10 protein-coding genes are annotated in these 10,645 nt (G+C 70.0%); 8 read left to right on the forward strand and 2 right to left on the reverse strand.

The genetic code is table 11. From position 1 onward, the window contains the following. The first annotated feature begins 394 nt into the window (after window positions 1–394). The 6 genes from AC31A1_RS37125 to AC31A1_RS37150 all read left to right on the forward strand — a co-directional run bounded on the left by AC31A1_RS37125 (window position 395) and on the right by AC31A1_RS37150 (window position 7,009). Window positions 395–2,308 carry an AMP-dependent synthetase/ligase gene (locus tag AC31A1_RS37125; protein WP_489657516.1) on the forward strand — a complete coding sequence of 638 codons (1,914 nt, stop codon included), beginning with the start codon at window positions 395–397 and terminating at the stop codon, window positions 2,306–2,308. A gap of 96 nt (window positions 2,309–2,404) precedes the next feature. Beyond that, complete coding sequence (kstD, locus tag AC31A1_RS37130) at window positions 2,405–4,180, forward strand: 3-oxosteroid 1-dehydrogenase (RefSeq protein WP_489657517.1); 1,776 nt, start codon at window positions 2,405–2,407, stop codon at window positions 4,178–4,180. Window positions 4,181–4,403: 223 nt separating this feature from the next. Beyond that, a complete protein-coding gene (locus AC31A1_RS37135) occupies window positions 4,404–4,898 on the forward strand; it encodes an SAV_915 family protein (RefSeq protein ID WP_489657518.1) in 495 nt (164 codons plus the stop codon). Continuing rightward, window positions 4,898–5,200 (forward strand): DUF6317 family protein, encoded by a 303-nt coding sequence (locus AC31A1_RS37140; RefSeq protein ID WP_489657519.1) that lies wholly within the window; start codon window positions 4,898–4,900, stop codon window positions 5,198–5,200. The genes AC31A1_RS37135 and AC31A1_RS37140 overlap by 1 nt, the downstream gene beginning before the upstream one ends. After that, window positions 5,200–6,495, forward strand: coding sequence for a WXG100 family type VII secretion target (locus AC31A1_RS37145; protein ID WP_489657520.1), 1,296 nt, complete (start codon window positions 5,200–5,202; stop codon window positions 6,493–6,495). Before AC31A1_RS37140 ends, AC31A1_RS37145 begins: the two co-directional genes overlap by 1 nt. Further along, the gene (locus tag AC31A1_RS37150; RefSeq protein WP_489657521.1) at window positions 6,473–7,009 is read left to right on the forward strand and encodes a hypothetical protein; all 537 of its coding nucleotides are present in this window, start codon (window positions 6,473–6,475) and stop codon (window positions 7,007–7,009) included. The genes AC31A1_RS37145 and AC31A1_RS37150 overlap by 23 nt, the downstream gene beginning before the upstream one ends. A 479-nt stretch (window positions 7,010–7,488) precedes the next feature. On the opposite strand, the gene AC31A1_RS37155 is transcribed toward AC31A1_RS37150, so the two are convergent. Together AC31A1_RS37155 and AC31A1_RS37160 are read right to left on the reverse strand one after the other, a co-directional pair. Further along, window positions 7,489–8,178, reverse strand: coding sequence for a class I SAM-dependent methyltransferase (locus tag AC31A1_RS37155; RefSeq protein ID WP_489657522.1), 690 nt, complete (start codon window positions 8,176–8,178; stop codon window positions 7,489–7,491). A 175-nt stretch (window positions 8,179–8,353) separates the two neighbouring features. Continuing rightward, window positions 8,354–8,557 carry a cold-shock protein gene (locus AC31A1_RS37160; RefSeq protein WP_003992177.1) on the reverse strand — a complete coding sequence of 68 codons (204 nt, stop codon included), beginning with the start codon at window positions 8,555–8,557 and terminating at the stop codon, window positions 8,354–8,356. 288 nt (window positions 8,558–8,845) lie between these two features. On the opposite strand from AC31A1_RS37160, the gene AC31A1_RS37165 reads away from it, so the two are divergent. Both AC31A1_RS37165 and AC31A1_RS37170 read left to right on the forward strand, forming a co-directional pair. Next, on the forward strand, window positions 8,846–9,694 hold the full coding sequence (locus tag AC31A1_RS37165; RefSeq protein WP_489657523.1) for a menaquinone biosynthetic enzyme MqnA/MqnD family protein: 849 nt from the start codon (window positions 8,846–8,848) through the stop codon (window positions 9,692–9,694). A 116-nt stretch (window positions 9,695–9,810) separates the two neighbouring features. Beyond that, window positions 9,811–10,645 (forward strand): serine/threonine-protein kinase (locus AC31A1_RS37170; RefSeq protein WP_489657524.1); only part of this gene is annotated, 835 nt, incomplete at its 3' end.

The raw sequence follows: 10,645 nt of genomic DNA on the forward strand, positions 1-10,645 counted from the left end.
GAGTGCGGGGGTGTCGGTGAGGGGCGGAAAGGGGTTGGCCATGTCCCACTCCCGGGTGGCTTCCTGGGCGGCTCTTTTCGGCTTACTTCGCAGTAATGTTACCGCAGGTAAGGCCAAGTGGGGCGAGCCGGGCGGTCCATGGCGGGCGCATGGCCGACGCAGAGGTGACGCAGGGCCGACGTATGGCCGACAAAGCCGTGCGAACCCGCCGAGGTTGCACAGGCCCGGCTCCGTACCACCCCCGAACCAGCACAAAGTCCCCACGCGGGCCCCGTACGATCTTCGACCTGACCCGAGGTAACACCCCGGCGGCGGGCCGGGATGAACGCCTCGGTACGCACCATGCGTACCTAATGCAGCAGAGCGGTACAAGCTGCACGCCACAGGAGCTGCCATGTCCCTCGTCTATCCGTCCGGCTACGACTACGACGGCGCGCCCGTGCTCGTCGAGCCCGAGATCCGGCGGCTGGACGGCGTGGTGCGGGAGGTGTCCGTACCGCCGTTGGTGCCGCCGGCGACGCACGGCTCGCTCGCCGACCTGCCGTTCGAGAACGCGGCGGCGGCACCGGAGCACGTGGTCCTCAGCAGGCAGGACGAGGACGGCAATTGGCGTGATGTGACGGCGACGGAGTTCGCCGAGCAGGTGCAGGCCGTCGCCAAGGGGATGATCGCGGAGGGGCTCGCGCCGGGCGACCGGATCGCGGTCATGGCGCGGACGTCGTACGAGTGGACGCTCCTCGACTTCGCCGCGTGGGCGGCCGGTCTGGTCACCGTCCCGGTGTACCCGACATCCTCCCTCTTCCAGATCCGCTGGATCCTCCAGGACTCGGGCGCGGTGGCGATGGCCGCCGAGACGGTCGCCCAGGCGGCGGCGCTCGGTCCGGAGACACCGCGGCTGCCCGACCTGCGGCACATGTGGGTCTTCGAGAAGGGGCACCTGGACCGGCTGGCCGAACTCGGCCGGACCGTCCCGGACCAGGAAGTCTCCGTACGGCGTGGGGTGTTGCTGCCCGACACGCTCGCCACCGTCATCTACACCTCGGGCACCACGGGCCGCCCCAAGGGCTGCGCGATCACCCACGGCAACTTCCTCGCGGAGATCGACAACGCGATCGAACTCCTCTACGGCGTCTTCAAGAACAAGGCGGACGAAGAGCCCTCCACGCTCCTCTTCCTCCCCTACTCCCACGTCTTCGGCCGCATGGTCGCGGTCGCCTGCATCCGCGCCCGGGTCCGCCTCGGCCACGCGGCGAGCCTCAAGTCCGAGGACCTGCTCGCCGACCTGGCGAGCTTCCAGCCGACCTTCCTGCTGGCCATCCCGTACATGCTGGAGAAGGTCTTCAACAACGCGCGGGCGAAGGCCGAGAAGGGCGGCCGCGGCAAGGTCTTCGACCGCGCCACGAACGTCGCCCGCCGCTACGGTGAGGCCCTGGAGGCCCGCCAGTCCGGCAAGGGGCCGGGCCCGACCCGCCCGTTGAAGACCGCCCGCGCCTTCTACGACCCGCTCGTCTACCGCAAGATCCGCAACGCCCTTGGCGGCAAGCTCCGTTACGTCATCTGCGGCGGCTCCCCGCTGGGCCGCCGCCTCGCCGCGTTCTACGCCGGTGCGGGCATCGAGATCTTCGAGGGCTACGGCCTGACCGAGACGACGGCGGCGGCGACCTGCACGCCCCCGCTCAAACCCCGCCTGGGGACGGTCGGTTGGCCCATGCCGGGCACCAAGGTCCGCATCGCGTCGGATGGCGAGATCCTGCTCTCCGGCGGCCAGGTCTTCCGCGGCTACTGGGACCCGCACGGCGACGGGGTGATCCCCGCGTCCCAGGACGGCTGGTTCGCGACCGGCGACATCGGCCGCCTCGACGACGAGGGCTACCTCACCATCACCGGCCGCAAGAAGGAGATCCTGATCACCGCGGGCGGCAAGAACGTGGCCCCGGCCCCCCTGGAGAACTGGCTCCGCTCCCACCCGCTGATCGCCCAGTGCATGGTCGTCGGCGACCGCCGCCCCTACGTCGCCGCCCTCATCACCCTCGACCTCGAAGGCATCACCCACTGGCGCCAGATGAACGGCAAACACCCGGTCCCCGCCGAACTCCTGGTCAACGACGAGGAGTTGATCGGGGTCCTGCAACGCGCCGTCGACGACGCGAACAAGCTGGTCTCCCGCCCCGAGTCCATCCGCCGCTTCAGCATCCTGCCCGTGGACTTCACCGAGGCGGCGGGCCATCTGACGCCGTCGATGAAGCTGCGGCGGGAGTTCGTCATGCAGGAGTTCGCGCGGGACATCGAGGCGTTGTACGCGAACTAGCGGCCGTTCAGGGTGATGTGGTGCGTACCTGGTCATTGACTTCCCAAGACCCCCGCGCGACATTCCCAGCCCATTCCCCGTCGGGCTGGAGCGGCCATGACCACGAGCGCGGACGGACAGGCACAACTCCCCGGTAGAAGACGCGTGTTGGCCGGTGGTGCGGTTGCGGCGCTCGGTGTCGTCGCCGGGGTGCAGCACACGGCACGGGCCGCCGACCTCCCTCTCCTCGGCACCTACGACGTCGTGGTGATCGGCGCGGGGGCGGCCGGGATGACGGCCGCGCTGACCGCCGCCAAGCAGGGGCTGAGCTGTGTGGTGGTGGAGAAGGCGCCGACGTTCGGGGGATCGGCGGCGCGCTCGGGCGCGGGGATCTGGATCCCCAACAACCCGGTGATCCTGGCGGCCGGAGTCCCCGACACCCCCGCCAAAGCCGCCACTTACCTCTCCGCGGTCGTCGGCACCGACGTCCCGGCGGACCGACAGCAGTCCTTCCTCGCCCACGGTCCCGCCATGATCTCCTTCGTGATGGCGAACAGCCCGCTGCGCTTCCGCTGGATGGAGGGATACAGCGACTACTACCCGGAGTTGCCGGGCGGGCTCCCGGGCGGCCGTTCCATAGAACCCGATCAGCTCGACGGAAACATCCTCGGCACCGAACTCGCCCACCTCAACCCGCCCTACCTGGCCGTCCCTTCGGGCATGGTCGTCTTCAGCGCCGACTACAAGTGGCTCGACCTGGCCGCGGTGAGCGTGAAGGGCGCGGCCGTCGCGACCGAGTGCCTGGCCCGGGGGACGAAGGCGGCGCTGCTCGGCCAGAAGCCCCTCACCATGGGCCAGTCCCTCGCCGCCGGCCTGCGGGCCGGACTCCAGTCCGCGCAGGTGCCGGTGTGGCTCAACACCCCCCTCACCGACCTGTACTTGGAGGGCGGCGCCGTCACCGGAGCGGTCGTCACCCGGGCCGGAACCGCCGGACTGGTGCGTGCCCGGCGCGGGGTCGTGGTCGGCTCCGGTGGCTTCGAGCACAACGCGGCGATGCGCGCCCAGTACCAGCGCCGGCCCATCGGCACGGACTGGACCGTCGGCGCGAAGGAGAACACCGGCGACGGCATCCAGGCGGGCCAACGGGCGGGCGCGGCCCTGGCGTTGATGGACGACGCCTGGTGGGGACCCGCCATCCCGCTTCCCGGCGACCCGTACTTCTGCCTCGCCGAACGCACCCTCCCCGGCGGCCTGTTGGTCAACCAGGCCGGTTCCCGCTTCGTCAACGAGGCCGCGCCGTACAGCGACGTCGTCCACATCATGTACGACCGCGACACCGCCGCTCCCGACATCCCGGCCTGGCTGATCGTCGACCAGAACTACCGCAACCGCTACCTGTTCCGGGACGTGTTGCCGACGTTCACGTTCCCCGACGACTGGTACAGCTCGGGGGCGGCGTACAAAGCGTGGACGCTGGACGCGCTGGCCACGTCGATCGGCGTCCCGGCGGCGGCCCTGCGGTCCTCGGTGAGCCGCTTCAACTCCCTTGCGGCGAACGGCAAGGACACGGACTTCGGGCGCGGCGACAGCGCCTACGACCACTACTACACGGACCCGTCGATCCTCCCCAACTCCTGCCTGGCCCCGCTGTGGCTGCCCCCGTACTACGCCTTCCGCATCGTCCCCGGCGACCTCGGCACGAAGGGTGGCATGCGCACGGACGCACGGGCCCGGGTGCTGCGGGCGGACGGTTCGGTGATCCCCGGTCTGTACGCGGCCGGGAACGCGAGCGCGGCGGTGATGGGGCACAGCTACGCGGGCGCGGGCTCGACGATCGGGCCGGCGATGACGTTCGGGTATGTGGCGGCGATGGATCTGGCGGGGGCGTTGTAGGCAGCGGGGCGCAGCGGTCGTAGGGCTGCCTTCTTGGCTGTCGCGGCCTGGTCATCACCCGGTCAAGGGATGGCCAGGCCCGGATCAAGCGGCCGTATGCATTGCGCATGCAACGGGATCGGAGGCGGGACATAGGCGGATTTGGGCGCTCGTGACGTGGCTACTGTGAGGGCGCGCAAACGTCCACAGTGACCACGATGACTCGCGGGAAGAGGAGACGGCGGTGGGGGAGCCGAATCGGTCGCGCCTTCTTGACTACGCGCGGGAGCCGGCGGGGACGCCTGGTCCGCCGGAACCGCGCCGTTCCAGGCTGCTCGACTTCGCGGAGGCGGCGCCGGCCCGCCCGGGAGCGGAGCGGCGGCCAGGACCCAAGCCCGGTGTCCCGCCGTACGAGACGCCCGTGTTCGTACCCGCCCATCCCCGGTACGTCGACACGACGTACGACGACGGCCGTCCGGTCCGCGTGCCGTTCATCGCGTACGAACTCTTCGCCCACCCCACCGACGTGACCGGGACCGTGGCGTTCGCCTTCACGACCCTGGAGAAGCTGGTCACCGCGCTCGGTGAGGCCCAGCCGTGGGTCGCCACCTCTCTCGGGCCGCTGGCCGAAGGGGTGGGCCAGCAGGGGGTCACCGTGCTGCTCGACCCACGGGTGGCTCCAGGACCACCCAACTGGCAGTTGGCCGATCTGGCCGCCTACGCGCGGGAGGTGCGCTGATGTCGGCCGACTTCAAAGCGGTCATGGGTGACCTGACCTCGATGGCCACGACGTTCCACGACCAGGCCACCGACTATCGGAAGCTGCACGACGAGGTGGCCCCGCCCGTGGTGAGCGGTGGGGACTCCGCCCTCGACCACGCCATCAAGGAGGTCGCCGATCTCATCGTCGCCCTCCACATCGGCTTCGCCGACCGACTGGACGACCGGGGCGACAAGGTCGCGTACGCCCGTGACTCCTTCCACCGGCACGACATCGACGTCCACGGCGTGTTCGACGACCTGATGGCGGGGGAGGGCTGATGGGCGACAGCTGGGTCGGCGGCGACATCGGCGGACTCCGCACAATGGCCACGACGTACAAGAACGCCAAGGACAAGCTCGACGACGTCATCAGTCCTCTCACCCGTGCTGTGGACGCCCTGGTCGACGACGCGGGCTGGAAGGGCGAGTCGGCGGAGTCCTTCCGTGCCACGTACACCGAGGACGCCGTGACCGCCGGTGCCTTCGCCGCCCTCGTCCACGAGGCGGGCGACATCATGGACACCCTCGCCGACGCGCTCTCCACGTGTGAGACGGCCCTGCAGAACGCGGAGCACGTGGCGACGAAGAAGGGCGTCGCGATGGGGGACAAGGGCGTCCCGCTGCCGACGGTCACCTCGACTCCGCCCAGTGCCGACGAGCAGAAGACGCTCTCCGCGATGGGCGAGTACGACACCGTGCGCAAGGAGGTTCTGCACACGGCACAGAAGGCGCGGCTGGCGGCGGCGGACCAGTTGCAGGCGCTGTACGCGGAGGTGACCGGCAAAGCGGAGGTCACCGCCGGCGACAAGATCACCGTCGTCGACTATCTGCGCGGTCTGTACGCCTTCGACGCCGAGGACGCGCGGGTCGACGGCGCCAAGGCCCGCACGAAGATCGACGACGCCAAGGCCGAGGCGCAGGCGGCCAAGAAGGAACTCCGCTCCGAACGCAAGGCGTTCCAGAAGGCCGGCCGCTCGCTCCCCAAGGACTTTCCCGCCAAGGGTGCCTACGCCGACGCCGTCGCCAGGGTCCAGTCGCTGGAAGAGGACATGGCCCGCGCCGACTACGGCAGCACCAAGCTGCCCTACGACCGTGCCCTGAACGTCAAACTGGCCGACGCGGCGGACGCGTTGCGCGCGGGCGAGAGCCTGGACAAGCTGCCGGACTTCCTCAAGGAGGTTCCTGTGCTGGACGTCGCGGCGGCCGGTGCCTGCGGGTTGCTGGAGGCGTCCGAGGACCACGACAAGGGGTGGTCCTGGCAGCATTCCGTGGCGGTGGACGGGGGTGCCAACGTCGCGGGGCTGGCCACCGGTGTGGCCATCACGGCAGGCCTGGTGGCCGCTGCGCCCTTCGAAGCGCCCGCCATCGTCGTGGCCGGAGTGGGCGGCGCGATCGTCGTCGGGGCGACCGGGGTCATCGACCACGCGTTCCACGAGCACTGGAGCGAGGACATCCACGACCACGGCGTGGTCGGCGGCGTGCTGCACGGCACGGGCCATGTCATGACGGAGACCGGGCATGACTTCGTACGACTGAAGGATGACGTCTGGCATGGCATCAAAAGCATCTTCTGAGGCCCCTGGGTCCGGCACCCCGGCCCGGATTCCCGCCCTGCCCGGGCTCGGCACCACCTGGTACGAGCGCGGCACGCGCTACTGGCTGCGCCGGGCTTCCGGAGCCCTCCTCTGGTTCGTCGTGGTGGCCTTCTTCTGCTATATCGCGCTCGTCCTCTACGGGAGTTTCCGCACCAGCCTGCCGCCTGCCGTGCGCACGGTGTGGGACTGGGCCCAGGCGGTCCTGTCCTTCGTGGCCTTTGCCTGGGGGTGGCGGGTGCAGCGGCGGGACCTTCACAAGAAGCTGCTGGACCCGCCAACGCCCGGCAAGTCACGCCAGGCCAAGCGTGACGAGACCCGGCGCTCCACCGGACTGGCCGTCGCGGGCCGCGCCCTCTGGCTGGTCGCGGCACCGGTCGCCCCGGCCCTCGCAGCGGGCTGCGTCGGCTGGGTGATCGCCGCGTTCGCGGTCCGCGAATACCCGAGCGAGGTCGGTGCCCGACGCTGGCTGCAGGAACACCCGTCCCGAACATGATCCGCTCCGCCATCCCGAAACTGCCCGGGCTCGGCAGAACCTGTACAAGCGCGGCGCGCTCTACTGGCTGAGGCGCTCTTCCGGTGCGCTCCTCTGGCTCGTGCCGATGGCCATGATGTGCGGCGTCGTCGTCGACCTCTACCAGTCGTTCCGGGTCCACCTGCCCCCGATCCTGCGCCCGGCGCGGGACTGGACGCAGGCGGCCGCATCGTGCGGATTCGCGGTCTGGGGCTGGGTGCAACAGCGCCGGGCCATCCGTAAGAAAGCTGCTGAACCCGCCGCCCCCTGCCCAAGCCTGGACAAACAAGCGCTACGAGACCCAGCGCGGCCACAACCTGGGGCGCGCCGCCCTCGTCCCGGCGCTGCTCGTGCTCCCCGTCGTACCGGCGCTCTTCGCATGGAGCGTCGGCACGCCGGCAGCCGCCTTCACCGTGCGCGAATACCCCAGCGAGGTCGGCGCCCGCCGATTCCTGGAAGCCTCAGCCGACCTCCGCCGGCTTCCGGGCTACAAGAAACGCCTGCGCTGACGACTCCCCGAGCTCCTCTTCCGCTTCCCGCACGGTCCGTGACCGCAGCCTGAACCCCGCCGCCTCCAGCAACTCGGCCATCAACTCCGGTCGCCGGCGTTCGAAGTCGAGGGTCACCGGGTGACCGAAGGGCTGGTCGAGGGTGAGGGGCCGGTCGCCGGCCTGGAAGGCGAGCAGCAGGTATCCGCCCGCTGCGAGGATCCGGTGGAACTCCGCGAAGAGGAACGGGAGTCGGTCCACAGGCGTGTGGATGGACGAGTACCAGGAGACAGCCGCCGCCAGCGTGCCGTCTGGGATGTCCAGGTCCAGCATCGAGCCTTGCCGGAAGCGCAGCCCCGGGTTCTCGCGGCGCGCGATCGCGAGCATCGACTCGGACAGATCGAGGCCGAACACGTCCAGCCCCTGCGCGGCGAGGAACGCCGTGGACCGCCCCGGCCCGCAACCGAGGTCGACCACCTGCCCGCCCCCGCCGCCGCCCCTGCTCACCAAGTCGGCGAAGCCCGCCAGCACCGTCCAGTCCCGCGGCTTGGCGCTGCGTTCCCCGGCGAAATGGTCGGCGTAGTCCTCGGCGATGGCGTCGTAGAAGGTCCGGGTACTGCTCACGAAGTCGGCCTCGGCGGAGGCGGACGGCGTCGATGTCATGACCGGGAACCTACCGACCCCCACTGACAACCGGTGGCTCTCTCCGCAGCCCGCCCAACCGCCGGAGGCAAAGGCAGGAGCCCCGGCACCTTGCGGTGCGGGGCTCCTTGGGTACTGCTATCTGTTCCGGATCAAAGCACCAGGCTCCGAGACCGAAGGACTGCGATCAGGTGACTCAGACGGGGGTGACGTTCTCCGCCTGCGGGCCCTTCGGGCCCTGGGTCACGTCGAAGGAGACCTGCTGGTTCTCCTCCAGCGAGCGGAAGCCGCTCGCGTTGATCGCGGAGTAGTGAACGAAGACGTCGGGGCCTCCGCCTTCTTGGGCGATGAAGCCAAAGCCCTTTTCGGCGTTGAACCACTTCACGGTTCCGGTAGCCATAAGCCCTCCTTGGGCCCAAAGGGTTGCCCTGCTCCAGAACCCTGCTAAGTGTGAAAACAAAGTCCCGCACTACTGCATACGTCTGAAAACGACTAGAGCCCGCGGTTACATGCTCCGCAGGCTCTGTACTGCAAGGGAAACCAAACTGCAACTTGCGGCGAGCCTAGCACGCGGGCAGCCGAAAGCAATAGAGGCCAAGATCACATCACCCGGACGTTTGAAGATCGCCAAAGGCTTGACTGTGGGGCCGAAGTATGGAGCGTACCGCATGAGGTCTAGCCTCACGTCGTGGACAATTCTCGCATCCGGCCGCGCGTCGGCCACATTCAGTTCCTGAACTGCCTGCCCCTGTACTGGGGGCTCGCGAGAACAGGCACGCTTCTCGACTTCGAGCTGACCAAGGACACCCCGGAGAAGCTCAGCGAGCAGCTGGTGCGGGGCGACCTCGACATCGGGCCCATCACGCTCGTCGAGTTCCTCCGCAACGCGGACGACCTCGTCGCCTTCCCCGACATCGCCGTCGGCTGCGACGGCCCGGTGATGTCCTGCGTGATCGTCTCGCAGGTCCCGCTGGACCAGCTGGACGGCCGCCGGGTCGCCCTCGGCTCGACCTCGCGGACCTCCGTACGCCTCGCGCAGCTCCTCCTCGCCGAGCGCTACGGCGTCCGGCCCGACTACTACACCTGCCCGCCCGACCTGAGCCTGATGATGCAGGAGGCCGACGCCGCCGTCCTCATCGGTGACGCCGCCCTGCGCGCCAACCTGCTCGACGGGCCCCGCTTCGGCCTGGAGGTGCACGACCTCGGCTCGCTCTGGAAGGAGTGGACCGGGCTGCCGTTCGTCTTCGCCGTGTGGGCCGCCCGCCGCGACTACCTGGAGCGCGAACCGGTCATCACCCGCAAGGTCCACGAGGCCTTCCTCGACTCCCGCAACCTCTCCCTGGAGGAGGTCGGCAAGGTCGCCGAACAGGCCGCCCGCTGGGAGGAGTTCGACGAGGAGGTTCTGGAGCGGTACTTCACCACCCTCGACTTCCGCTTCGGTGCGCCCCAGCTCGCCGCCGTCGCCGAGTTCGCCCGCCGCGTCGGCGCCACGACCGGTTTCCCCGCCGACGTGAACGTGGAACTGCTCCAGCCGTAATAGCCGTATAGCCGTATAGAAGACAGAGGCCGTAGAACGCGGATCTGCTCCAGCCGTCATCACCGGCGGGGTGCGGCGCACTACCCTGCTGGAAGTCGTACGGGGAGGGGGACGGCATGCAGCCGCTCGGAGACGACGAACCCACGGTCGTGGGGCCCTACCGGCTGCTCGGCCGGCTCGGGTCCGGGGGGATGGGCCGGGTCTATCTCGGGCGCAGCGCGGGCGGGCGTACGGTCGCGGTCAAGATCGTGCATCCGCACTTCGCGCTCGACGAGGAGTTCCGCGCCCGCTTCCGCCGCGAGGTCGACGCCGCGCGCCGGGTGGGCGGCGCCTGGACGGCCCCTGTGCTGGACGCGGATCCTGAGGCTTCCGTGCCCTGGGTCGCCACCGCCTACGCGGCCGGGCCCTCCCTCTCCGCCGCCGTCGCGGACGGCGGGCCGCTGCCCACGGCCACCGTGCGGGCGCTCGGCGCGGGGCTGGCCGAAGCGCTCACGGCAGTACACGAGTTGGGGCTCGTGCACCGGGACGTGAAGCCGTCCAACGTGCTCCTCACCCTCGACGGACCGCTCCTCATCGACTTCGGCATCGCCCGCGCCACGGACGGCACCGCCTCTCTCACCTCCACCGGCGTCTCCGTCGGCTCACCCGGTTACATGGCCCCGGAGCAGATCCTCGGGAAGGGCGCGGCGGGGGCGTCCGACGTCTTCTCGCTGGGGGCCGTGCTGGTGTACGCGGCCACGGGTGCGTCTCCCTTTCCCGGTGACTCCTCTGCCGCACTCCTCTACAAGGTCGTCCACGAGGAGCCCGAACTGGGCGAGATGGACGGTGAGTTGAGGGAGCTGGCGAGTGCCTGTCTGGCCAAGGACCCCACCGCGCGGCCGACGCCGGGGGAGGTGGCACGGCGGCTCGCTCCGGACGGGGCGGCCCGGCTGGTGGCCGGGGGGTGGCTGC

It is taken from the genome of Streptomyces sp. P5F9 (genome assembly GCF_057961495.1).